The 25,009-nt window shown below is 59.2% G+C and carries 22 protein-coding genes; 20 read left to right on the top strand and 2 right to left on the bottom strand.

The genetic code is table 11. The features are described from left to right. The first annotated feature begins 10 nt into the window (after positions 1-10). The 13 genes from VGL38_04300 to VGL38_04240 all read left to right on the top strand — a co-directional run bounded on the left by VGL38_04300 (position 11) and on the right by VGL38_04240 (position 13,673). Positions 11-1,342, top strand: a complete 1,332-nt coding sequence (locus VGL38_04300; GenBank protein ID HEY3294634.1) for an NADH-quinone oxidoreductase subunit D — start codon at positions 11-13, stop codon at positions 1,340-1,342. A 56-nt stretch (positions 1,343-1,398) separates the two neighbouring features. Next, positions 1,399-1,941: an NAD(P)H-dependent oxidoreductase subunit E gene (locus VGL38_04295; GenBank protein HEY3294633.1), complete on the top strand. Its 543-nt coding sequence runs from the start codon at positions 1,399-1,401 to the stop codon at positions 1,939-1,941. Further along, entirely contained in the window at positions 1,938-3,209 is a 1,272-nt protein-coding gene (nuoF, locus tag VGL38_04290; GenBank protein HEY3294632.1) for an NADH-quinone oxidoreductase subunit NuoF, read from the top strand. Before VGL38_04295 ends, nuoF begins: the two co-directional genes overlap by 4 nt. Before the next feature lie 48 nt (positions 3,210-3,257). Then, complete coding sequence (locus tag VGL38_04285) at positions 3,258-4,940, top strand: molybdopterin-dependent oxidoreductase (GenBank protein ID HEY3294631.1); 1,683 nt, start codon at positions 3,258-3,260, stop codon at positions 4,938-4,940. Between the two features lie 36 nt (positions 4,941-4,976). Further along, positions 4,977-6,080, top strand: a complete 1,104-nt coding sequence (locus tag VGL38_04280; GenBank protein ID HEY3294630.1) for a complex I subunit 1 family protein — start codon at positions 4,977-4,979, stop codon at positions 6,078-6,080. 36 nt (positions 6,081-6,116) lie between these two features. Next, positions 6,117-6,728 (top strand): NADH-quinone oxidoreductase subunit I, encoded by a 612-nt coding sequence (locus tag VGL38_04275; GenBank protein HEY3294629.1) that lies wholly within the window; start codon positions 6,117-6,119, stop codon positions 6,726-6,728. A gap of 65 nt (positions 6,729-6,793) precedes the next feature. Beyond that, a complete protein-coding gene (locus tag VGL38_04270; GenBank protein HEY3294628.1) occupies positions 6,794-7,825 on the top strand; it encodes a nitronate monooxygenase in 1,032 nt (343 codons plus the stop codon). After that, positions 7,822-8,202, top strand: a complete 381-nt coding sequence (gene panD / locus VGL38_04265; GenBank protein HEY3294627.1) for an aspartate 1-decarboxylase — start codon at positions 7,822-7,824, stop codon at positions 8,200-8,202. The genes VGL38_04270 and panD overlap by 4 nt, the downstream gene beginning before the upstream one ends. Continuing rightward, the gene (locus VGL38_04260; protein ID HEY3294626.1) at positions 8,199-9,689 is read left to right on the top strand and encodes a leucyl aminopeptidase; all 1,491 of its coding nucleotides are present in this window, start codon (positions 8,199-8,201) and stop codon (positions 9,687-9,689) included. Before panD ends, VGL38_04260 begins: the two co-directional genes overlap by 4 nt. 20 nt (positions 9,690-9,709) lie before the next feature. After that, on the top strand, positions 9,710-10,375 hold the full coding sequence (locus tag VGL38_04255; protein HEY3294625.1) for a phospholipase D-like domain-containing protein: 666 nt from the start codon (positions 9,710-9,712) through the stop codon (positions 10,373-10,375). 18 nt (positions 10,376-10,393) lie between these two features. Beyond that, positions 10,394-12,070, top strand: a complete 1,677-nt coding sequence (locus VGL38_04250) for an electron transfer flavoprotein-ubiquinone oxidoreductase (protein HEY3294624.1) — start codon at positions 10,394-10,396, stop codon at positions 12,068-12,070. An 11-nt stretch (positions 12,071-12,081) separates the two neighbouring features. Further along, positions 12,082-12,831, top strand: coding sequence for a CpsB/CapC family capsule biosynthesis tyrosine phosphatase (locus tag VGL38_04245; GenBank protein HEY3294623.1), 750 nt, complete (start codon positions 12,082-12,084; stop codon positions 12,829-12,831). Beyond that, a complete protein-coding gene (locus VGL38_04240; GenBank protein HEY3294622.1) occupies positions 12,828-13,673 on the top strand; it encodes an MBL fold metallo-hydrolase in 846 nt (281 codons plus the stop codon). The genes VGL38_04245 and VGL38_04240 overlap by 4 nt, the downstream gene beginning before the upstream one ends. A gap of 65 nt (positions 13,674-13,738) precedes the next feature. On the opposite strand, the gene VGL38_04235 is transcribed toward VGL38_04240, so the two are convergent. Continuing rightward, on the bottom strand, positions 13,739-14,260 hold the full coding sequence (locus VGL38_04235) for a peroxiredoxin (protein ID HEY3294621.1): 522 nt from the start codon (positions 14,258-14,260) through the stop codon (positions 13,739-13,741). Between the two features lie 156 nt (positions 14,261-14,416). Here VGL38_04235 and VGL38_04230 point away from each other — a divergent pair, with 156 nt between their 5' ends. Beyond that, positions 14,417-16,261: a bifunctional homocysteine S-methyltransferase/methylenetetrahydrofolate reductase gene (locus tag VGL38_04230; protein HEY3294620.1), complete on the top strand. Its 1,845-nt coding sequence runs from the start codon at positions 14,417-14,419 to the stop codon at positions 16,259-16,261. Between the two features lie 35 nt (positions 16,262-16,296). Here the strand turns inward: VGL38_04230 and VGL38_04225 are convergent, their stop codons facing one another. Beyond that, positions 16,297-17,469: an acyl-CoA dehydrogenase family protein gene (locus VGL38_04225; protein ID HEY3294619.1), complete on the bottom strand. Its 1,173-nt coding sequence runs from the start codon at positions 17,467-17,469 to the stop codon at positions 16,297-16,299. A gap of 43 nt (positions 17,470-17,512) precedes the next feature. Between VGL38_04225 and pgeF the strand changes: the two genes are divergently transcribed. The 6 genes from pgeF to VGL38_04195 all read left to right on the top strand — a co-directional run bounded on the left by pgeF (position 17,513) and on the right by VGL38_04195 (position 24,980). Then, a complete protein-coding gene (pgeF, locus tag VGL38_04220; GenBank protein HEY3294618.1) occupies positions 17,513-18,268 on the top strand; it encodes a peptidoglycan editing factor PgeF in 756 nt (251 codons plus the stop codon). Between the two features lie 106 nt (positions 18,269-18,374). Further along, on the top strand, positions 18,375-19,766 hold the full coding sequence (locus VGL38_04215) for a Glu/Leu/Phe/Val dehydrogenase (GenBank protein HEY3294617.1): 1,392 nt from the start codon (positions 18,375-18,377) through the stop codon (positions 19,764-19,766). Next, a complete protein-coding gene (locus VGL38_04210; GenBank protein ID HEY3294616.1) occupies positions 19,759-20,451 on the top strand; it encodes a thiamine diphosphokinase in 693 nt (230 codons plus the stop codon). The genes VGL38_04215 and VGL38_04210 overlap by 8 nt, the downstream gene beginning before the upstream one ends. Positions 20,452-20,457: 6 nt before the next feature. Then, the gene (locus tag VGL38_04205; GenBank protein ID HEY3294615.1) at positions 20,458-23,319 is read left to right on the top strand and encodes a HEAT repeat domain-containing protein; all 2,862 of its coding nucleotides are present in this window, start codon (positions 20,458-20,460) and stop codon (positions 23,317-23,319) included. A 9-nt stretch (positions 23,320-23,328) separates the two neighbouring features. After that, positions 23,329-24,405 (top strand): M42 family metallopeptidase, encoded by a 1,077-nt coding sequence (locus tag VGL38_04200; GenBank protein HEY3294614.1) that lies wholly within the window; start codon positions 23,329-23,331, stop codon positions 24,403-24,405. After that, entirely contained in the window at positions 24,402-24,980 is a 579-nt protein-coding gene (locus tag VGL38_04195; GenBank protein HEY3294613.1) for a DUF2953 domain-containing protein, read from the top strand. The genes VGL38_04200 and VGL38_04195 overlap by 4 nt, the downstream gene beginning before the upstream one ends. Positions 24,981-25,009: the final 29 nt, after the last annotated feature.

Below are 25,009 nucleotides of genomic sequence, written 5' to 3'. Positions count from 1 at the left end.
GAGCTATTTTGTGACACAACCGGACGGCTTTGATCCGTCACCATTTGTGAGCTTTGATGTGCGAGAGGATATGACGACCCATACCGGCCCCCTTGTCGAACCCTACGACGTGGACTCCGCGGTTCCGTCCGCGGAACCCGAATTTCAGACGCAGGACATGCTGCTGAATGTCGGGCCGTCGCATCCCGCGATGCACGGCATTATCCGCATTGTCACCCGGCTCCAGGGCGAATTGGTGGTGGATTCCGAAGTGGAAATCGGTTATCTGCACCGCGCGTTCGAGAAGCACACCGAGGACTGCACCTGGAACCAGGCACTGATCTACACGGACCGGCTGAATTACGTGTCCCCGGTGATCAACAATGTCGGCTATTGCATGGCCGTCGAGAAGCTCTTGTGCATTGAGCTGCCGCCGCGAGGACAGTATATCCGCGTGATGCTCTCGGAAATCTCCCGCATTTCGGACCACCTGACCTGTGTCGGCGCGCAGGCGATGGAGCTCGGCGCGTTTACCGTGTTCCTCTATCTGATCAAGGCCCGCGAGTGGATGTACGAGTTGCTCGAAGACTATTGCGGCGCGCGCGTCACCACCAATGCCTGCCGTGTCGGCGGAATGCCGTTTGATCTGCGCGACGGCTGGCTGGACAAGGTGACGTGGGCGGTCAAGGAGACCCGCGCCGTGCTGGCCGAGTGTGACACGATGCTGACCAATCTGCGCATTTTCGTAGACCGCACGCAGGGCATCGGCGTGATGTCTCCCGAGCGGGCGATTGCCTGGGGCTGGACGGGGCCGCTGCTGCGGGCCACCGGAGTCGCCTACGACGTCCGCAAGGATTTCCCGTACCTGATTTACGACCAGCTCGACTGGACCGTGCCTGTCGGCCGTAACGGCGACGTGTTCGACCGCTATCTTGTGCGCATGGAAGAGCTGGTGCAGTCCTGCAACATTCTCGACCAGTGCGTGGCGCGGATTCCCGGAGGCCCGGTGAATTCCAACAACAAGCAGGTGGTGCTGCCCGCGAAGAAGGATACTTACGGCAACATCGAGGGCTTGATGAACCATTTCAAGCTCATCATGTACGGCCACGGTATTCGCGTTCCGGAAGGCGAAGCCTATTTTGCGGTGGAAGGCGGCAACGGCGAATTGGGGTTTTATGTGGTGAGCCATCCGGATCCGAACGCGCAGGACGGGTGCAATGATATGCCGTGGCGCGTGCGCGTGCGGCCGCCGTGCTACAATTTCGTGGCGGCGCTGCCCGAGCAGATCAACGGCTATATGGTGGCCGATATTGTCCCGACCTTCGGGTCGGTGAACATGATCGGCGGCGAGTTAGATCACTGAGCGAGGACGGAAGGCTCGTCATGAGCCGGTCCGCCATGAAGCGATACCCTTAAGCGATGAACATTTCTGAATCCCTGGTGCAGAAGGCGGAGAGTATCTTTCTCCGCTACCCACCTGAACACCGCGAAGCGGCGCTCATTCCCGTCATGTTCGAGGCACAGCGCGAATTCGGCTGCATCACTCCCGAGGCGGAGCGGTGGGTTGCCGACATCGTGGGCGTGAGCCTTGTCAAGGTGCGGGAAGTGCTGACGTTTTACTCCATGTTCCGCACCACTCCGGTCGGAAAGTATCACATTCAGTTTTGCCATAACATCGCATGCTGCCTCGCGGGTGCGGAAGACCTGCAGGCTCACATCGAGAAGAAACTTGGCATTCGGAACGGTGAGACGACGACGGACGGAATGTTCACGCTGAGCTACGTGGAGTGTCTCGGCGGCTGTGCCTGGGCGCCCATGATGATCGTGAACGAGGAACAGTATTACCAATTGACGCCCGCGCGCCTTGACCAGATTATCGACGGTTTCCGCGCGGGCAAGCCCGTGATGGCCGATCAGCCGACGCCGCTGCGCGGCAATGTCGGAGAGAAGGCGGGACAATGAGCGCGACACCCAATGTCAGCGGCGGCGTGCGGTTCCTGTCCCGGAATTTCGGCCTCCCCGGTCAAACCGGCATCGAGTCCGCCATGAAGCGCGGCGCCTACGAAATGCTCAAACGCGCCGTGGCGATGAAGCCGGAAGATGTGACGGCGCTGGTGAAGGCCTCCGGTCTGCGGGGCCACGGCGGTGCGGGATTCTCGGCGGGCATGAAGTGGAGCTTTGTCCCCAAAGACAAATTTCCCCGTTACGTTTGCGTCAATGCCGATGAGTCCGAACCGGGAACGTGCAAGGACCGTTTGATCCTCGAATATGATCCGCATCTGCTGCTCGAAGGGGCGTTGATCTGCGCTTTTGCCGTGCAGGCGGAACGGATTTACATCTATATTCGCGGCGAATATTTCTATCCGTGGCGCGTGATGGAGCAGGCTATTGCCGAGGCCCGCGCCAAGGGGCTGATCGGGCAGAATATTCTCGGCACCGGCTGGTCCTGCGACGTGCAACTGGCGACCGGAGCCGGGCAGTATATCTGCGGCGAAGAGACCGGTCTGATCGAGTCGCTGGAGGGGAAGAAAGGCTGGCCGCGTCTGAAGCCGCCATTTTACCCTGCGGCGATCGGTCTGTGGGGCAAGCCGACCATCGTGAACAACGTGGAAACACTGTCCTTTGTGCCGCGCATTTTCGAAATCGGGGCCGAAGCCTTTGCCGGGATGGGATCTCCCAAGAACGGCGGCACCGGGCTGTTTTCGCTTTCGGGATGCGTGAAGAATCCGGGCGTGTATGAACTGCCGATGGGCACTCCGCTCCAAACGCTGCTCTATGATTTGGGCGGCGGCATCTGCGGCAACCGCAAATTGAAAGCGTTGATTCCCGGTGGGTCGTCGTCGCACATTCTCAAGGCCGAAGAATGCGAGAATCTGAAATTGGATTTCGAATCGGTGGCGGCAGCGGGTTCGATGCTGGGCAGCGCGGCGGTGATGGCCATTGACGAGTCTGTATCCATTCCGCGTCTGACGCTGTGGATGGCACGATTCTACGCGCACGAAAGCTGCGGTCAGTGTACGCCGTGCCGCGAGGGCACCGGATGGATTCTCAGACTGGTTACGCGGATTCTGGAAGGCCGGGGCCGCAAACGCGACGTGGATGATCTGTTCCAGATCGCCGACAATATCGATGGCAAGACAATCTGCGCGCTCGGTCAAGCCGTGGCCTGGCCGACCAAGAGCTATGTCACCAAGTTCCGTCACGAGTTCGACGCACTGGTAAAAGAGTAGGGTAGGGCGGCCCGCGTGGCGGCCTGCAATTCTTATCGAAGAACGGTAATGCCCAAGATAGAAATAGACGGTAAACCGGTAGAAGTTCCGGCGGGAACCAATCTCGTGGAAGCGGCCAAACTGCTGAACATCGAGATCCCCACCTATTGCTACCATCCGGGACTGACGGTGGTCGGCTCCTGCCGCATGTGCCAGGTAGAGATGGAGCAGAATGGCCGCACGAGCGTCGTGCTGGGGTGTAATACTCCGGCCGCCGACGGCATGAAGGTGATCACCACTTCCGAGAAGGTGCATACGCTGCGCGCCTCGGCGCTGGAATTCCTGCTGCAGAATCACCCGCTGGACTGCCCGATCTGTGATGACGCCGGCGAGTGCGATCTGCAGAACTACTACATGCGTTATGGCCTCCACGACAGCCGCGTCAATTTGCTGGACAAGATCCACAAGCACAAGGTGCATGACGTGGGTCCGACCGTGGTGCTGGACAGCGAACGGTGCGTCCTCTGCTCGCGCTGTGTGCGCTTCTGCCGGGAAGTCGCCGGCGTGGATGAACTGGGCATTTTCGGCCACGGCATGCAGTCGGAACTGATGAATCCCCCCGGGAAGCGGCTGGAGAACGATTACTCCGGCAACGTGGTGGATCTGTGTCCGGTGGGTGCGCTGACGGATAAGGATTTCCGTTTCAAGCGCCGCGTGTGGTACATGGAGCGCACACCGTCCGTCTGCACCGGCTGCTCGCGCGGCTGCAACATCAACATCGATTGGGAAATCGAACGGCGCTACAAAGATCCGCAGCGGCGGATTCAGCGCCTGAAGCCGCGCTATAACCGGATGGTCAATGAGTGGTGGATGTGCGACCGGGGCCGTTACGGTTATCATGCCGTCGATGCACCGGACCGTCTGACCGCCCCGCACACGCGCAGCGAGACGAACGGACAGGGCGCACTGACCGTCGATCTTGTGCTGCAGCGCGCTGCGGCAAAAATTAAAGCGGCGGTTTCCAAAAACGGGCCGAAATCGGTGGCCGTCATCGCCAGCCCGCACTCGTCAAACGAGGATCTTTTCCTGCTCAAGAGTCTGTTTGTGGACACCTTGAAAGTGGACACGATTGACATCAACGTGAGCAAAGAGGAGACGGGCAAGCAGGACGAGATCCTGATGAAAGCCGACCTCACGCCGAACCGGCGCGGAGCAGAGGAATTCGGATTCCATTCGGGCAAGAACGGCGGCATGTCCGGCGACGATATTCTAAGCGGCGCGCTGGATGGCGACTACGACGTGCTGATTGTGGTGCATCATGACCTGTCGCGCCTGATGGGCCCGAAGGAACTGGCCAAGCTCGATCAGCGTTGCGATTACATTTTATATCTGGGCACGCATGAAAACGGTACGGTGCCGGTTGCGGACGATGTGATTCCGCTGGCCATGTCCGCCGAACGCGAGGCCAGTTACACCAATTTCGAAGGCCGCGTCCAGAAGACCGCCAAGCCCTTCGAACCGCGCGGTCAGGCCCGGGATGAATGGAGCATCTGGCAGGATCTCGCACAGTTGCTCGGAATTCCATGGAAGTATGCGTCCGCTGCCGATGTCTTTGACGCTATGGGCAATTCTGTTCCGTCATTCAAGGGTTTGACGTGGGAAGGCTTGGGGAATTCGGGCAAAATGCTGGCCGGGGTTCCCGAGCCCGCGTATCGTAAGGTGCAATCGTCCAAGCCGCTGCCGGCTTACTGAGACCAACGTGAATAGAACGCAAGCTTCGGAGCATGGATGCTGGTTGCCATTCTGATCATCGTAATAAAGGTCGCCGTCGTTTTCGCCGGCATCATGACCGGCGCGTTTCTTCTGACGTGGGCCGAGCGCAAGCAGAGCGCGTTGATGTCCGATCGGATCGGCGCCAACCGCGCGTCTATTCTGGGTATACGACTGTGGGGAATCATCAACTCCCTCGCCGATGCCCTGAAGCTCATCTTCAAAGAAGATTTCTTGCCACCCAAGAGCATGCGCTTCCTGCATGCGATTGCGCCGGTGTTCGCCATGCTGCCCGTGTTTCTGACCTTTGCCGTGCTGCCCTTCGGGCCGCCGGTAATGATCGCCGGTGAGCAGGTCAATTTACAGATTCTGAGCCTTGACGTTGGACTGCTGTTTGTGCTGGCGTTCGGTTCCATTGCGGTGTACGGCGTTATGCTGGCAGGTTGGGCGTCCAATAATAAGTATTCGCTGATCGGCGGCATGCGCGCCTCGGCCCAGATGATCTCCTATGAAATTATCCTCGGTCTGTGCCTGATCGGCCCGGTGCTGGTGTACGGAACTCTCGATCCGGGCAAAATGGTTGCCGAGCAGAATCTGCTGCTGTGGGGATGGCTGCCCAAGTGGGGCATTTTCGTGCAGCCGCTGGCTTTCCTGCTGTTCCTGCCCGCGGCAATGGCCGAAACCAAGCGCGCGCCGTTTGACCTTCCCGAAGGCGAATCCGAGATCATCGGCTTTGCCACGGAGTATTCCGGCATGCGCTGGGGCATGTTCTTCCTCGGTGAATTCGCCGAAATCGTCGTCCTTGCCGCTGTGCTGGCAACGGTGTTTTTCGGCGGCTATCAGATTCCGTTCCTGTACGGCGGCATGGAAAATATGGGCGGCCCGGGCTTCCACTTCCCCGGCGGGGCGTACGTGCCCGTCGCCGAGTGGCTTGTGGTCGCGCTGCGCGTCATCGCGTTCACGCTGAAGGTTGGGATTCTGATGTTCCTGCAAATGCAGATCCGCTGGACCTTCCCGCGCTTCCGCTACGACCAACTGATGCGCGTGTCCTGGCGGGAAATGATGCCCGTGGCCCTGCTCAATATCGGCATCACCGGTCTGGTGCTGATGCTTCTGAAGTAGTTGTTGACGTGACGCAAACAGAGAAATCTGCTATCCATGATTGATGTAAAACCGGTTCGCCAGATTGATCTGACGTTCTGGCAGAAAACATATTACCCCGAAGCGGTCAAGGGACTGGCCATTACCTTCCGCCATTTCTTCACCAACTTCTTCCGCCATGTAGGACGGACGTTGGGCATGAAGACCAAGGCGCCGGCGGTGACCATTCAGTATCCCGAAGAGCGCCGCTTCGTCTCGCCGCGCTGGCGCGGCCTGCACCGGCTGATGCTCCGTCCCGACGGAAGCCCGCGCTGCGTGGCCTGCATGATGTGCGAGACGGCTTGCCCGGACCGCTGCATCTACATCACCCCCGGCGAGACCTCCGATGGCCGCATCGAAAAGTATCCCGTTGCGTTCGAGATTGACCTGCTGCGCTGCTGCTTCTGCGGTTTGTGCGTGGAAGCCTGCCCGGAAGACGCGATTCGCATGGACACGGGGATACTCGAACTCGGCGCTTATGCCCGCACGGACCTCTTTTTGGACCGGGAGTTCCTGCTGAGCGACAAGCCCGAACTGACTACGCACGAGCAGTATCCCGGAGAGCTGGAAGGCGCGCCCGTGCACCGGATCAACCTGCTGAAGCTTGCCAAGGGGCATGGGGCGCATTGAGCGCTCGCGTCCGGCACTGAAGAATTTATGGCGGCCGTGCGGATCAGATGCCGTGCGGCTGTCGCATGAAAAGGAATACCCCGCACGTTGCCATGATCAACCGCATTACTGAACTCTACAGCATTCGTTACCCCATTATTCAGGCGGGAATGGTCTGGACCTCCGGCTGGAAACTCTGCGTGGCCTGTTCGAAGGCGGGCTGCCTCGGGCTGGTCGGCGCGGGTTCCATGAAACCGGATCTTTTGCGGGAACATTTGCAGAAGACGAAGAGTGCGCTGGGCGACGAGTTTTCTTACGGTGTCAACGTGCCGCTGCAGCGCAAGGACGTGGACGATCTGCTGAATGTCTGCATCGAGGAAGGGGTGAAGATTATCTTCACTTCGGCGGGCAATCCTGCGCTCTACACGCAGAAGCTCAAAGACGCGGGCATGGTGGTAACGCACGTGGTGCCTTCCGCCAAACTGGCCCGCAAAGCCGAAGATCGCGGCGTAGATGCCGTGGTGGCCGAAGGAACCGAAGCGGGCGGCCACAACGGGGTGGATGAGATTCCGACCTTTGTGTTGATTCCGCAGGTGCGCGATGCCATCAAGATTCCGCTGATGGCCGCGGGCGGTATCGCCGACGGACGCACCATGGCAGCGGCAATGGCGCTGGGCGCCGAAGGTGTGCAGATCGGCACGCGATTCGCGGCCACCGCAGAATCATCATCGTCCGAACGGTTTAAGCAGGCGGTGGTTCAGGCGGGCGAAGCCGATACGGTATTATCCATGAAGGCGCTGGCTCCGGTGCGAATGATCAAGAATCCCTTTGCGCTGAAGACAGCGGATCTGGAGAAGCACGGTGCCACGGCAGACGAAATGCGCGCGCTGCTCGACGGACAGAAGCGCGAGCGCCGGGGAATTTTCGAAGGCGATTGGGAAGAAGGCCAGTTTGAGGCCGGGATGAGCGTGGGACTGATCCACGATGTGCTCCCCGTCGCCGATGTGGTGGAAAGACTTTTGAATGAATACCGCCGGACGCTAAGAGAGATGTGCGGCCACGGAGGATTGGCGGAGGACCTGGCCGAAGTGTCCGGTGAATTGAGGAGAAACGCATGATACGGGAAGTCATGGGCGGAAAACTTCATCTGGTGCGCATTACCCAATGCAATCTGGATTACGAAGGCTCCTGCGCCATTGATCAGAATCTGCTCGACGCGGCGAACATTTTACCCTTCGAGCGCATTCATATCTACAACGTCAACAGCGGACAGCGGCTGGATACCTATGCGATTCCCGGACGGCGCGGCTCGGGCATGATTGGCCTGAATGGCGCGGCGGCGCGCCTCGCGCAAAAGGGAGATCGCGTGATCATCGTCACCTATGTGCAGGTCAACGAAGACGAGATCGCGTCCCACCGCTCCACCGTGATTATGGTGGACGAAAAAAATCAGCCGGTCAAGACGATTCGTCATAGCCTGCGGAGCAAATCATGAAAATTTCGACTGCTTTCGATTCGGTATCGGCCGCGCCCGACGCGATTGCCGTATTCCTGTTCGATGATGAAGTGCGCTCGCCGCGCTTGCCGTCGCTGAATCGCGCGACGGTGAATGAAATCACGCGGCTGATCGCCGCGTCGAAGTTCGCCGGTAAGAAGGAAGAAACGGTGCGCCATTACACCGACCGCGCCTCGTCGCCGATGGTGATTCTGCTCGGCTTGGGCTCGCGCAAGGATTTTCAGTGGCAGACGCTGCGCCTGGCCGCCGGAGCCGCCGTGCGCAACGGGCGCGACCACGGCGCCAAGACCATGGCGCTGGTCAGCGAAGATAAACTGGCCGATGATCTGAGCGTCGAGCAGGTGACGCATGCTCTGGCCGAAGGCGTGGTGCTCGGCAACTGGCGCTTCGACAGCTACAAGAAAATTCCGCCCAAAGAGGTCAAGGACCTGAACACGGTCACGGTCTATTACGCGACAGAATCGCGCAAGAAGGCGGCGGACAAGGTCATCAAGCGGCATGCGGAAATCGCGCGCTGCATGAATCTGGCGCGGCAGTGGGGTACGGAGCCGGCCAATGTGGTGACGACGGATTATCTGGCGCGTGAGGCCCGCAAGCTCTCGGCGCGGGGGTTGAAGGTAACCGTGCTGGAACGTCCGCAGATGCAGCGGCTGGGAATGAATCTGCTGCTGGCTGTGGCCAAGGGCAGCGCCATGCCGCCCAAGCTGATCATCATGGAATGGAATCCGCGCGGCGCAAAAAAGACCTATGCCTTTGTCGGCAAGGGACTGGTGTTCGATTCGGGCGGCCTGAATATCAAGGTTGCCTCGATGGAAGAGATGAAGTCCGATATGTGCGGCGCAGCGGCGGTGCTGGCGGCCATGAATGGCGTGGCGGAGTTGAAGCCGGATGTGCGCGTGATCGGTGTGATCGGCGCGGTGGAAAATGCCATCGGCCCCGATGCCTACCGGCCCTCGGATATCTACACGGCTTACAACGGCAAAACGGTTGAGATCGGCAACACCGATGCGGAAGGCCGCCTCGTGCTGGCCGACGCGCTGGCTTACACCGTGGACAAGTACAAGCCCAACGGCATGGTGGACGTCGCCACGCTCACCGGAGCGGCCGTGGTGGCCCTTGGGCACTATGCGGACGCGGTGTTCTCCAATGACGATCACTGGCGGCAGACGGTGATGAGCGCGGCGGATCGCGCGGGCGAGCGCCAGTGGCACATGCCGCTGTTCGATGAATACGGCCAGGAGATGAAAGGCGACGTCGCGCAGCTTCGCAATGTTCCCGGCCATCGCTGGGGCGGCTCCTGCACGGCGGCGGCGTTCCTCAAAGAGTTCGTCGACGACACCCCGTGGGTTCACATCGACATCGCCCCCACGGCTTTCCCCGGCGTTGTTTCCTCCATCCAACCCAAGGCCACGGCTTCGGGTTCTGCGGTGAGGACAATGTTGGAACTGGTGACGGGGACGAAGTAGGAATCACGACTCGAGCTGCAATGAGCGATGATATCTTGTTCGACGATCACATTTCCCCGGCCATTCTCGATCTATTGAGGCGAGCGGGGAAGGGCGATCCTGTGGTCTGTGTAACGCCATACCTGAAACTTTATGACCGGGCTCGCCAGGCAATACGCAGCGCCACGGACAACCGTGTGCGACTTACTTTCCTCGTCAGGAAGGACGCGAGTGCCAGTTTCCACGACGACCTCGTGTGGCTGGATTCGCATGGAATCCGGGTGTATCTTCTGGAGAATTTGCACGCCAAAGTCTATTGGTCTCCGAGTCGCATGATCATCAGCAGCATGAATATGCACGAAGCGTCCGTCAGCCGGAGTTACGAGGTTGCCGTGGTCACGCGCATGATGTCCGACATCCGGGAAATGCGGGCCAGGATCAATGAGTGGCTGTCCTTCGCTTCGCCGCTGAGCGGATATGATGACCTTGGCTATTGCATCCGTTGCGGCGAGACTCGCAGCTTCAACCTCGGTTATCCGCTGTGTGAATCATGTTTCGGAACGTATGGCTATGTTCGCATGGCTGCCGGCGAGGATCCATTTTGTCACAAGTGCGGAATACGAGTGCGAACCTCGTATGAGAAACCATTGTGCAAAGACTGCGAGCGTTCGATGGCCGGACCAGCACAGTCGCGCACACGATTTTGACCATATCCTGAAGACCCAATGACTGAACGCGAAACATTCCCGGTGGATGTGTTGATTGTGGGCGCGGGGCCGGCGGGGCTCGCTTGTGCGTATCACCTGAAGCAGCTCATCGCCAAAGCCAACGCCGCAGGCGCGAAGCTCGGTGACATCGAAATCATGGTGCTGGAGAAGGGGCGCGAGCTTGGCGCGCATAATCTCTCCGGCGCGGTGATGGACCCGCGCGGCATCTCCGAACTCATGCCCGATTGGAAAGAACGCGGGCTGCCGGTGGAACGTGTCTGCGAAGAAGAGTCGGTCTACTACCTGACCAAGACCGGCCGCATGCGTGCGCCGTGGACTCCGCCGCCGCTCAACAATCATGGCTTCCCCATCGTCTCCATCAATCGCCTCGTACAATGGCTGGGCGAGCAGGTGGAAGCCGAAGGCGTCACGGTGGCAACCGAGACCGCAGGGCAGGAGATGCTCTATGACGGTGGCCGCGTGGTGGGTGTGCAGACGGGCGACAAGGGCATCAACAAGCACAATCAGCCCAAGCCGAAGTTCGAACCCGGCATGAACATCGAGGCGAAAGTCACGGTGCTGGCCGAAGGCACGCGCGGCTCGCTGACCAAGGCGGCAGTGCAGAAGCTCGGGCTGGAAGGCCTGAATCCGCAGACGTATGTGCTGGGTGTAAAGGAAGTGTGGGAACTGCCCAAGCCGATTTCCGGGAAGGGAACCGTTTACCACTCGATGGGCTATCCGCTGGGCAATCTCTTCGGTGGCAGTTGGTTCTATACCATGCGCGACAACCTTGTGTCCGTCGGCCTGGTGACCGATCTGTCCTATGAGAATCCCTACACCGATCCGCACTACAACTTCCAGTGCTTCAAGAAGCACCCGTGGCTGTCATCGCTCCTGAAGGGCGGCAAGATGGTAGGCTATGGCGCAAAGACCATCCCCGAAGGCGGCTGGTATGCGATGCCGCGACTGTATCACGATGGTTTGTTGCTGGTCGGAGATGCGGGATCGTTTTTGAACGCCCAGCGTTTAAAAGGCATTCACCTTGCGATCAAATCCGGCATGCTGGCCGCCGAAACCATCATGGACAGCCTGCTCAAGCAGGACTTCTCGGCAGAGACCCTGAAGGGCTTCAAGGATCGCGTGAATGTCAGTTGGATCAAGCAGGAACTGTGGCCGGTTCGCAATTTCCATCAGCCCTTCGAACACGGCTTTGCAAGTGGCATGATGCACGCAGGCATTCAGTTTCTGACGGGTGGCTGGGACTTCAAAGATCCCATCCTTGGCCGCAAGAACCACACGCACATGAAGCCGTGGCGCAGGCTGGGCCTTGATCACCGTGATGAAGTGTGGGCGAAGCGCCTGGCCGAATTCGACGGCGACCTGACCTACGACAAACTCAGCGACGTTTACAAGAGCCGTACGATGCACGAGGAAGACCAACCGGTGCATCTGCATGTGCTCAACACCGAAATCTGCCGCACGCGCTGCCGCGAGGAGTTCGGCAATCCCTGCCAGTTCTTCTGCCCGGCTTTTGTCTATGAAATGGTGCCGGATGCCGAGCGGGGCGGAGTGAAGCTGCAAATTAACGCATCCAACTGCGTCCACTGCAAGACCTGCGATATTATGGATCCCTACGAGATCATTACGTGGGTTCCACCGGAAGGCGGCGGAGGACCGGTTTATACGGACCTGTAACTTAGAACATCGTGTACGATCTTCATAATCACGTTTTGCCGGGAGTGGATGATGGGGCGGTGGAACTCCGCGTGGCGCTGCGCATGCTGGAGATTGCCGCAAAGCAAGGCATCACTCACGTGGCCTGCACTCCGCATTCCGATGACCGCGCCGATAGCGAAAGAGACCGACTGTTTCAGTCGGTTTTTTCGCATGTGAAGGAAGCCGCAAAACAGCGGCAGATCCCCGTGGAACTGATTCTGGCTTCGGAACTGATGGTGGGGGCGGGCATTCTGAAAGTGCTTGCGCTGCCTTCCAGCAGCTTCGGCGGCAAAGGGAAATACTGTCTGATTGAGTTTCCCATCGAAACGCCCTTCGAAATTATTCAGAACGTCGTCAAGGCAATCCGGCGGCAGAATATTCATCCGGTGCTGGCGCATTACGAGCGCTTTTCCCGCGCGCAACGCACTATGGATCAGCCGCAGGCCTTGCGTGATGCGGGCGCCGTGCTGACGCTGGATGCGGGGTCGATTCTTGGGCAATTCGGCAATGTGCTTGTCAAACGCAGCAAGCAGCTTCTCGCGTGGAATGTGGTAGACATTCTGACCAGCGACGCGCACGATGACGGCTCGCATGGCTTCTGCCTTCAAGCCAGTGTGGATGCGACGGCGGCGATTGTGGGACTGGATGCGACTCGAAAAATGGTAGTGGATAATCCGCGCCGCGTGTGGGAAGGCCTGCCGTGGCCAACAGATCATGTGAAGGGTGGAGCGCAAGGATGATTCTTGGACCGTATGCTGTCTCGCTGATCGAATCCGGCGATTTCAAATTGGATGGCGGCGCGATGTTCGGCGTGGTGCCAAAACCGCTGTGGAGCCGCGCCTGTCCCGCTGATGATCTTAACCGCATCGACATGACCATGCACTGCCTGCTGATCGAAACGGCGGATCGCAAGATTCTTGTGGATACGGGGTGCGGCGACAAAGACAGCCTGCGCTTCCGGGAAATCTACGGAATCGACACCCACGAGCGGTCGCTGCTGACGTCGCTGAAGGTCCGCGGCGTGAAACCCCAAGAGATCACGGATGTCATCTACACCCACCTGCATTTCGACCATGCGGGCGGATCCACGCGTGTGGTCGAAGGCATAACGGTTCCGGTCTTTCCCAAGGCGCAGCACTACGTTCAGAAACGGCATTGGGAGCACGCGCTGAAGCCAACAGAGCGCGACCGCGCCAGTTTCATTCCGGCCAACTACGTGCCGGTGCATGAATCCGGTCTGCTGAACCTCATCGATGGCGACACCGAAATCTTCCCCGGAATCAAGCTCATCATGGTGGATGGCCATACGCCCGCCATGCAGATGGTGACCATTCAGTCCGATGACAAAACGATCTGGTTTGCCGCCGATCTGATTCCCATGTCGGCCCATGTGCCTCTGCCCTACATTATGGGGTATGATCTTTTTCCGCTGACGACTCTCGAAGAAAAGAAAAAGTATCTGAAGCAGGCCGCGGATGAGCGGTGGATTGCGGTTTTCGAGCACGACCCTGCGGTCCCGGCCAGCCATCTGGTGTTACACGAGCAGGGCTATGTGACGCGCGGCGAGAACGTCGTGATTTAGGACATGGAAAAAAGCGCGGCAAATATCTTTGCCGCGCTTCAAACCCTATCGCTTGCGTCTGAGGTTTATGCGTTTATAAGTTTTTCGCCGGCTCTCCAGTTGGCGGCGCAAAGGCCACCCGCCTGAAGAGCATCCAGCACGCGCAGCACCTCTTCGATGTTGCGGCCAATGCCGGTGTCATGCACGACCTTCCAGCGCAGAATGCCGTCCGGGTCAATAATGAAGGTGCCGCGCTGGGCAAATCCGGCGTCTTCGTCAAGCACACCGTATTCCCGGCTGACCGTGTGATTCAAATCGGAGAGCAAGGGGAAGCGGATCTTGCCGAGACCATCCTTCGTCCACGCCTTATGGCTATGCGTGCTGTCTACCGAGCAGCCGAGGATATCGGCGCCGCGCTTGGTGAACTCTTCATACGCCTGGGAGAACGCCTTGATCTCGGTGGGGCAGACGAAGGTGAAATCCAGCGGGTAAAAAAACAGAACCAGCCACTTTCCTTTGTAATCCTCCAGCGATACTTTAGTAAAGTCCTCGCCGTGCAAAGCGTCCATCATAAATTTCGGGGCGGGCTTGGCGACTTGTACGGACATCTTTCCTCCTGATGATTATGGTTTTAGCTGATGGTGGGAAATGTTCATGAATTCAGTCCCAGTAAGATCAACTGGGCACAGTATTATTAATCGCGCAGCGACCGCAAAAAGTTCCGTCGATCCCGCGCTGGCTTATCGGGGATCTCAAATCGAATTATGTCCACTTCTAAATCCCGCAGCTTCCTGGACCGCATCCAGAACGATGTCCTCGTGGCCGATGGCGCGACGGGAACCGCTCTCTACTCGCGCGGTTACTCCTATCGCTCCTGCTTTGAGGAACTGAACGAATCCGATCCGGAAGTCGTTGAAGCTCTGCATCGCGAGTACATCGCCGCCGGAGCGGATCTGATCGAAACGAACACCTTCGGCGCCAGTGCCTTGCGGCTTGCCGAGCATGGCTTCGAGAAGCGCGTCCGTCAGATCAACCGCGTCGGGGCACAGATCGCGCGCCGTGCGGCAGGAGACTCGGTCTTCGTCGCAGGTTCCATTGGTCCGCTTAATCGCGTGCTCGAGCCCATCGGCACCTTGTCCCTGTCCGACGCCCGGGAGGCTTTTCGAACTCAGATCGCAGGACTGCTTGAAGGCGGCGTGGATCTGTTCGTCGTGGAAACCATGTCGAGCCTTGCGGAAATCCGCGAGGCCATTGGAGCGATCCGCGAACTGTGTGACCTGCCGGTGATTGCGTCAATGACCTTCACCGAAGACGGGAAAACCCTGGTGGGGGACAAACCGTCGGAAGTGCGTCGAGCCTTGGCCGAATTCGGCGCCAATGCAATCGGCGCTAATTGCTCCGTAGGACCGCAGCCGATTCTGGATGTCATCGAGCGGATGGGCGACGGAATCCCGCTCTCCGCCCAGCCCAACGCAGGCTTGCCGCGTGTGGTGGGAGGACGGTATATTTACCTTGCGTCGCCGCAGTATTTTGCCGATTACGCGCGGCGCTTCGTCGACGCCGGTGTTTCAATTGTCGGCGGATGCTGCGGAACCACTGCGGAGCATATCCGCGCGGTGGCCGAAGCGGTCAAGGGCAAACGCCGCGTGACGGTGCACGGCGCGCTGCTGCATGATCCTGATGAAGAGCGCTTGACGCACTCCGTCACAACGCACGTGCCGCGCAGCGATTTCCGCGCCAACCTCGGCAAACGCTTTCAGATTTCGGTGGAAATCGATCCGCCGCGCGGCTTCAACGCCGAGCCGTTCATCCGCAGTGCGCAGATGCTGAAATCCCACGGCGTGGATCTGATCAATGTCGCCGATTCCCCTCTGGCGCGTTCGCGCTTAAGCGCGCTGGCCATGGCACATCTGGTGCACCGCGACGCCGGTGCGGAAGTGCTGCTGCACATCTCCTGCCGCGACCGCAACGCTCTGGCGCTGCAATCGGAGTTACTCGGTGCTCACGCCCTCGGGGTGCTCAACATTCTGGCGGTGACGGGAGACCCCACTGCCGTCGGAGATTATCCCTTTGCCAAGGGTGTGTTCGAATTGGATTCCATCGGTCTTTCCAAGCTGGTGACGCAGTTGAATGCCGGGCGGGACCTCACGGGCCGCGAGATGGAAGAGAACACGCGCTTTCTGCTGGGAGTGGGCGTCAATCCCACGGCGACCAATCTGGAACTCGAGTATGACCGCTTCCGCAAGAAGATGGATGCCGGCGCGCAGTTCGCGTTCACGCAGCCGCTATTCGATGCCGCGACTCTCGAGAAGTTCCGCAACGACATTTCCGGCTTCTGCAAGATTCCCGTCTTTGTGGGCATCATGCCGCTGCGCAGTGCCAAGCACGCGGAATTCATTCACAATGAAATCCCGGACATGTTTGTGCCGGAACCGATCCGCAAAAGGATGGCCGATTCCGGCACAGAAGGCCCGCGTGTCGGTGTGGAAATCGCTCAGACTCTGCTCCACGCCATGAAGCCCATGGCGCAGGGTGCTTACCTTATGCCGCCCTTCAACAAGTTCGAAATGGCGGTGGAGGTGCTGAAGGCGCTGGACCTCGACACGTAATCCCACAGCAAGCTGTGCAACACGCCGCTTGTAAATCACACATAGGCCGGAATGCCCGTCAGGTCTTCGCCGATAATCAGCGTGTGAATATCGAAGGTGCCTTCATAGGTATTGACGGATTCGAGATTGTTCATGTGGCGGAAGGTATGGTACTCGCTGGAGATTCCGTTCGCGCCTAAGATGTCCCGGCCTACGCGTGCAATCTCCAGCGCCATGCCCACATTATTGCGCTTGGCCATGGACACGTGCTGCGGGCGCAGTTTCCCCGCCTGCCGCAGTTGTCCGAGACGATAGGCGAGCAACTGCCCTTTGGTAATTTCGGTCGCCATCCACGCCAGTTTGTTTTGCACGAGTTGGAAGCTGGCGATGGGCTTGTCGAACTGGATGCGCGACAGGCTGTATTGCAGCACCTCGTCGTAAACTGCTTGCGCCGCTCCCATCGCTCCCCAGGCAATACCGTAGCGGGCCTGTGTCAGGCACGACAGCGGCCCCTTGAGGCCTTTGACAGTGGGAAAGATATTCTCCTTGGGAACTTCCACACCCTGAAGAATCAGGTCCGAGGTTACACTGGCGCGCAGCGAGAACTTGTTCTTGATTTCCGGCGCGGAGAAACCTTCGCTCTTGGTATCCACAATAAAGCCGCGGATCTCGCCATCGAGCTTGGCCCAGATAATGGCGACGTCTGACACGGTGCCGCTGGTAATCCACGCTTTGGAGCCGTTCAGAAGATAGTGGCTGCCCTTGTCCTCGGCGCGCGTCAGCATGCCGCCGGGATTGGAACCGAAATCCGGCTCTGTGAGCCCGAAGCAGCCGATCTTCTCGCCGCGAGCCAGGAGCGGCAGCCAGTAATCCTTCTGAGCATCGGTGCCGAAAGCGTAGATCGGGTACATGACGAGCCCGGTCTGCACGGATACAAAGGAACGCATCCCGGAGTCGCCGCGCTCGAGTTCCTGATTGATCAGACCATAGGCGATCGCGCCCAAATTCGCGCAGCCATATTTTTCGGGATAGGGAGCGCCCAGCAGGCCCAACTCCGCAAGCTTCGGAATCAGTTCCTTGGGAAAGCGCGCGTCACGGTTGCAGTGTTCGATAATGGGCATCAGGTTATCCGTGACAAAGTCACGAACGGTTTCCTGCACCATCCGCTCTTCTTCTGAGAGCAAATCAGTAATCTGGTAGTAATCCAAAGCCTTATAGGGCATAACCATGTCCTCCAAAGTATTAGAGCAAGATACGACATCGCCGGAAAACATGCAACCGCCGTCAACAGAGGCCAACTGGCAGCCCTTTGAGGATCTTGCAGGATTTCCGGGCGGAATCTCCCTTAAGCGGGACGGCAGCATGTCATGGAACGGCCAGTTGCCGGACGAAATTGTCCAAAACCGCCGCCGCTACTTTGAGATTGTGGGGCTGGATCCGCGATTTGCCGTGGGGGCCGATCAGGTGCACGGGGCGGAGGTGTACCGCGTGACCATGAAGGACGCTGGTCGGGGGATACTGGACCGGGAAACCCGAGTCAGCGGCACCGATGCCCTGATCACCAACGAGCGCGGCCTGACGCTGACCACATTGCACGCGGACTGCGCGCCTGTCTTCTTTGCCGACCCCAAAAACCACGCCATTGGTCTGGCCCATGCCGGGCGGCGCGGCATTCTGGCGGGGGTCGCGGGGAAGACCCTACAAGCTATGTCCAAGGAGTTCGGCTCGATTCCCGGCAATGTGCACGTGGCCATCGGCCCGACGATTTGCACTCAGGCCTATGAAGTCTCGCTTTTGGTAGCGGAGGAATTTGCCGTACGGTTTGGGCAGCAGGTTGTGTGGCATCAGGATGACTGCACCTATCTGGACTTAGTGGCGGCAATTATGGTCGACTTGCTCGAAGCAGGTCTTAATCCATCACGGATTCCGGCCCGTCCGCCCTGTACAGCGACGAACCCGCTGTATGCCTCTTACCGCAGGGATGGAGCACCTGCCCGCTCGATGCTCTCCTGGCTTCGCATGATGTGAAGTAATCCGCTGAAATCGCTTGCGTTGGAGCAGGCAAATCCTTATCTTTTGTCCTGTGCACTATTGCCATTAGTGGCAGAGCAGTTCACCCAACCCGCAGAATCGTATGCCAAAGTCTACGAAGCCTCCCGTTAAGAAGTCCCGTTCGTCACGTACTGCCATCAGGCAGGCGGCGGAAAACCACGACAAGACCGTGAATGAGCTGTCGCGCGGCTATTTGCAGCGTACCGAAGGCGTGCAGAATGCTTCCGCCTTCGACAACGCCATGGCGCAGTTCGACGAAGCGGCAATGATTTTGAAGCTGACGCCCAGTCAGGTGGCGATGATTCGTCAGCCGAGGCGTATTACGGAAGTGACACTGCCTGTACGCATGGATGACGGTTCCATTCAGACGTTTGTCGGCTACCGGGTGCAGCACAATATCATGCGCGGCCCGGCCAAAGGCGGCGTGCGGTTTCATCAGAATGTGACGCTGGATGAAGTCAAGGCGCTGGCCTTCTGGATGACTTACAAATGCGCTGTGGTGGATATTCCCATGGGCGGCGGCAAAGGTGGAATTATTGTGGATCCATCCAAGCTTAGTGTTGGGGAAATGGAGCGGCTGTCGCGCCGCTACTTCGCGGAACTGGAAGATATTTTCGGTCCGGATCGTGATGTGCCCGCTCCCGACGTAAACACCACGCCGCAGATCATGGCCTGGTTCATGGATACCTATTCGATGCATCGCGGCAAGGACTATGTTCCCGCTGTAGTGACGGGCAAGCCGCTGGAGATCGGTGGCAGCCAGGGGCGTGTGCTGGCAACGTCGCGCGGCCTGCTGTTTAATCTTCGCCGTGCCGTAGCCGCTAAAGGCGAACAGATGAAAGGCCTCACGGTTGCCGTGCAGGGCTTCGGCAATGTCGGCAGTAATGCCGCGCTGCTGCTGCATGACGACGGCTGCGTGGTGCAGGGGATCTCCGATGTGTTCGGCGCGTTTTACGGCCCCAAGGGAATTGACATCCGGGAAGCACAGAAATACGCGCGGGACCATGGCGGACTGAAAGGTTTTGAGAGCACCGGTCTGGCAAAACAGCTCAAGAAGCCTGAAGACCTGTTGGAATTGGATGTGGATGTGCTGTCGCCTTGCGCGCTGGAACTGGTGATCACGGGACGCAATGCGGCCAAGGTCCGCGCCCGTTATATCGCCGAGGGCGCCAATGGCCCGCTCGATCACACCGCGGACAAGATTCTCGATCAGAAGGGAGTATTCATCATTCCCGATATTCTCTGCAATGCGGGCGGTGTGGCGGTCAGTTATCTTGAATGGGTGCAGAACCGCATGGGATACTACTGGACAGAGGAGAAGGTCAACGAGGACCTTGAGCGGATCGTGAACAAAGCCTTTGATTCAGTCTACGCTACCGCCCAGCAATTCAACGTCAGCCTGCGCATCGGAGCCTTCATCGTCGGCATTCAGCGCGTGTCGCGTGCTGCCGAACTTCGCGGGCTCTATGCCTGAACCTTTGGCGCCATATGGCCTGAACCTTTTGCGCGACCATTATGATGCGCTGCTTGTGGCCAATGGTGCACCCATCTCGCGCAGACTCTTCAGTCAATTGCGCAAACGCTCCGGGCTGCTGATTGCGCTCGATGGCGGCGTGAATGCTCTTTTCCGGTACAAGACAGCTCCCGATTGGGTGGCTGGTGATCTGGACTCAGCGACTCCTCAGTCCTTGGCGTGGGCGCGGGAGAACGGCTCGGCCGTGCGCAAGCTGCTGTCGCAGGAGTCGCCGGACATGGCCAAGGGGATGGAGTTCTGTCGCGGACTAGGATGCCGAAATGTTCTGGTCGCAGGATTCTCCGGTGCGCGCACCGACCATGTACTGTCATCCCTCACCTTTGCGTTTCGGGTGCGGGGAGTAGAAGTGGAGTTGATTACCGATGATGTGCTGGTGATGCCCTTACGTGGCCGGGTGGAGCGTGAATTTGCCGTGCCGCGCGGTCACACGTTGTCATGGTTTGCATTTCCCAAGGCGGGCCCATGCGCGCTGCGCGGCGTCCGCTGGCCGTTCCGCAATCGCCTGCTGACGGCGGACGGCTTTCACAGTCTGTCGAACTTGCCGGTGGAGCCCGTGGTGCAGTTGTTCCAGCGCGCCGGCCGCTCTCTTCTGGTTGTGAGTCTTCGTCCCCAGACGCGACCCTGAGGACGTTTGCGGCACACCTCGAGCAGTTACATCCAACTTCTCGCGAACATGCTCTTCAAATCTCTTGCCCTTCTGACGGCGCTGCTCTGTGCGGCGTTCTGTGTATCCGCGCAGACGGATTTTCATTCCGCCGATCTGGACACCGCCCTCAGCTTCATCGGCTTGCATGAATCGGATTTCGTATCCGACCGCATCTGGGCCGAAGACGACACGTTTCTTCTTCCCAAGATTCGCGAGGCGTTGCAGTCTCCGCTGGCGGCGTATCGAGTCACCCACGAGTTTTCCAGCAGCATCCCGTCCGGAATTGCCGACGCCGCGCATGTCAATGACATGGCGGCTTTTTTGTCCGCGCGCTGCCCGGAAGAGGTCTGCCGCAGTATCGACTCCGCGCTGGCGCTGGCTCCATCTTCAGATCCTTTCGAGCCGCTGCTCAGCGCCTTTGCGCTGACGGAACGCTACCGCACTCAAGCCTTTTCACGGCTGTCCCACGCGCAGCAGCAATCCTTTCTGGTGGCATTGCCGCTGTGGTTTCGCAACAGCGAACTTCCGGCGCAGGATTCACTGAAGGGCGCGTTGCACAGGTCCTTCGGTTTGCCCGTGGACACGACGCAGAAAGTGGATGCCGACAGCGTGTTGACGCTTCTTGCTCTCGTTGACCGGCAGGCGCTCTCCGCCGCCACCTATGCCTTCGCGCGCGGCGTCTCTTTGACTGCTCAGAAAACCCCGGCAGTTGCACCTCCGAAGAAGCCTCTGAAAGTGGCGGGTGTAGAAGGAAATGTGCTGGCAACGCGGCAGACTCCCTACGGCACGTTTGTCATCGGCGGGGACGGAACGAATACCTATAGCGGCGACTTTGCGGCCATACTGGATGTGGGCGGCGATGATCGCTATCTGTCCCGCGTCGGGTGCGGCGTCGGCGTACTCAGCCATCCGGTTGCAGCGGTCATCGATTATTCCGGAAACGATCTCTACATTTCGGGAAAGAGTTGCGATCAGGCCTGCGGCATCTTGGGTTTCGGTGGCTTGGTAGATCTGGGCGGTAATGACGAGTACCGCGCGGGTTCCTTCAGCCAGGGGGCTGCCTTCTGCGGAGCCGCGCTGTTCTTCGACAAGAGCGGCAACGACACCTATCGCGCCCAGATGTTTGCCCAAGGTGCGGCGGCGTGCGGCATGGCGGTGTTGGCCGATGGAGAAGGCCGCGATGTTTACGACCTCGGAGAGTACGGGCAGGGATTCGCCTCCACATTCGGCGCAGCGGCGCTGGTGGATGGCGCGGGCAACGACCTGTATCGGGCCGGCGGATTGGAGAACGATCTGCCGCTGAGGCCTGAAGATTACAATTCATATGCTCAGGGGTTCGCTACAGGTTCACGTCCACGCGGCGGAGGCGGATTTGCCTTGCTGCATGATCTGAGCGGAAATGACTTCTACGATGCCGAAATCTATGGTCAGGGAGTTGGATATTGGTACAGCCTCGGCTGCCTGCTCGACGATTCCGGCAGCGACGCCTACTCAACATCGCAGTATTGCCAGGGCGCGGGCATTCACCTTGCGGCGGGCGTGCTGGAAGATGGCGCCGGCGACGATCATTACATTTCGCGGTACGGTCCCGGCCAGGGCGGCGCGCATGATCTGGCGGTGGGTTTGCTCTATGATCATAGCGGCGATGACCAGTATCTGCTTTCCGGCGGGCACGGCATGGCGATCAACAACAGCGCGGCGCTGTTCCTCGATGGCGGTGGAAATGACGATTACCATGTAACCGTATCCGCCTTGGGCGAAGGTGGAACTGCCGAGGCACGCGGCTTCGGAAACATGGGTGTATTTGTGGATGCGGGCGGGCACGACGTCTACTCCGATCCCATGAAGAGCGATTCCACTGTCTGGTTTCTCGGTTTGTACGGCGTCGGCTATGACGTCCCGCGCAGCCCGGTTCGTCCGCGCGAAGCCCCCATCACGATCACGCTTGTTCCCGCGGACACTCAGCGCACGGTGGAGCAGATCTTCCACGACGCCGCGCTATGGGAAGTCACGGACTACCGTGAACGTGTGAAGCGCGGCAGAATGTCCCTTGAAGCCAAATGGCGGGAAGCGATCCCTTGGGTCGCGGCGCACAAGCTGAATACCATGGACGGTCTTGAACGCCGTGCCATTGTCGAACTCTACAAGGCTCATCCCGATTCCGCTGCGCCGTATCTCATTGCCGCCTTGGATTCCAAGGACCGGGGCACGCGGCGAACGGCGATTACAACCTTGGGTGAGATGAAGTATCGCGGCGCGGTGAAGGCGCTCATCTCCAAGATTCCCGACGAAACCTACGCGTTTTTGCGCCCCACCCTTCTGTATGCTCTGGGCGACATCGGCGACACGTCCGCCACCTCGACCGTTCTGCGCTACAGCGCAAGCAAGGTCGAGCGGGAACGGATCGGCGCCACGGTGAGCCTTGGCAAACTTCGGAATCCGCGCGTGTTCGAGGCGATCATCCCGCGCCTCACCGACACTCTTTTTACCGTGAGCAGTGCGGCCATCATTGCGCTTGGCGCGCAGAGTCCAGCGGCGATTCCCGTGGTCGACCGCGAATTCCGCGCCGCGACACCTCAGCGGCAGGAGGCCCTTCTGGCGTCCGTGAAGAAGATGGGGGAGAGGTGGGCGGCGGTAGATAGCCTGAAGAAGAATGTACGGCGGCTGGCGCCTGTGGTGCGGGCCGCCCTGAAATCCGATAATCCGCGTGTGCAGGCGGCGGCGGTGTTTGCGGCATCGAAGGTCCTCGAGAAACGGGACCTTGAGGCCGTGCGCCGGCGATTGGCTGCATCGAACGATCCCGTGCTGGCTGCACGGCTAAAAGAACTTGACAAGACTCTGAGGTAACGGTACATTATGGCACGCAAAGCCTTTCCTTCGTCGCTCGACATTCTGCATCTTCTCAGTGATGCCTTCGGCCCCTCAGGGCATGAAGATGATGTTCGCGCCTGTATTACCGACTTGGTACGTCCGCTGGTGGATGATATGTGGGAAGATGCCACCGGAAACCTGATATGCCTGCGCAAGGGCAGCAGCAAGAAGAAGCTGATGCTTGATGCGCATACGGATGAAGTGGGTGTTATGGTCAGGTACATCGATGAGCACGGCTTTCTCAAGTTTGCTAAGATCGGCGGATGGGATGACCGGATCTTCCCCAGCCATCGCGTTAAACTGCGCAAACGGGACGGCGGCTTCTATCACGGTACCATCGGTATGTCTCCCCCTCATGTCCTCTCCGATGAGCAGCGGAAGAAGCCCATTGCCGCGGAAGATTATTTCATCGATATTGGCGCGTTATCTTTCGAAGATGCCGCAGCGCGCGGTGTGCGCGTTGGTGATGTAGGAGTGCTCGACGATCCGTTTTTCGAATTCGCGCCGGATCACTTTATGGGCAAGGCCTTCGATGACCGCGCCGGATGCACCATCGTCATCGGCCTGCTCAAAGCCCTTGCCGACGGCAAGATCAAGACTCCGCTAACGGTCTATGCCAGCTTCTCGACGTCGGAAGAACTGGGGCTGCGTGGTGCGAAGGTGGCCGCGTTCGGCATCGATCCTCAAGTGGCGCTGGCCTTCGAAGGGACCATCGGCTCGGATTTCCCCGGAGTTCCGGCGGACCGCCGCCCGTGCAGCCAGCGCAAAGGCCCGGTGATTTCCGTGATCGACTCGAGCATGATTGTTCCGCGCCGCATGTCCGAATTCCTGTTTGATTGCGCCGAACGCGCCGGTGTGCCGTATCAGATTAAGATGCCGATTTACGGCGGTACCGACGGCGGCGCCATTCATCAGACCCGCGCGGGCGTGCTGACGGGGGTGGTGTCGGTGCCCTGCCGTTACATTCATTCGCCGAATGCCACTATGTATTGGCCTGACTTTGTGCACACCGAGCGTCTGGCGTTCGAATCGGTCAGCCGCATTCACCGGCTGCTTGAGTGATGTGGATTACCCTTGCCATACTGCTGCTGATCTTGCTGGCCGTGCTGCTCTTGCCTCTCGGCATGGAGGTCGCATCCGCCGCCGGAGTCCGTCGCTGGTATCTCATCCTTGCCGGACTGCATATTCCTGTCCCCAAGCCGATCATCGAGCGTGCGCGGCGCAGGATGAGGCAGAAGTACGAGAAGCAAGAGGTATCCAAGAGGAAGAGCATATGGCAGGATCTTGCGGGCAAACTGCGCGGTTTACGGAGTAAACAGAGGTCTCAAGATGAAGGCTTCCGCCTCAATGACTTGAGGACCACGCTGGACACAGTCATCCGCATACTCCACATCCTGCGCATACGGGTTCACCGGCTCCACATTGTGATTGCATCGCCTGATCCCGCATGGACGGGAGTGGCTTACGGGATGGCCTGCGCCGCGATTGGTGCCCTGCCGCCGGAGTGGCCGGTCTCGGTGGAGGCGGACTGGTCCGGCAACGTGCCGCAGTTTACGTATCGGGTGGAAGTCAGTGTCGTTCCGGTGCGCGCCCTGGCGGTGCTCACCGGCTTTCTGTGGAGACGAGCCTTTGCCTGACTATACCGACGGTTTATCCATATCTTTCC

The sequence above is a fragment of the bacterium genome, from assembly GCA_036504735.1.
GTDB lineage: Bacteria > Electryoneota > RPQS01 > RPQS01 > RPQS01 > DASXUQ01.
This window is presented reverse-complemented; position numbering and strand designations above follow the sequence as displayed.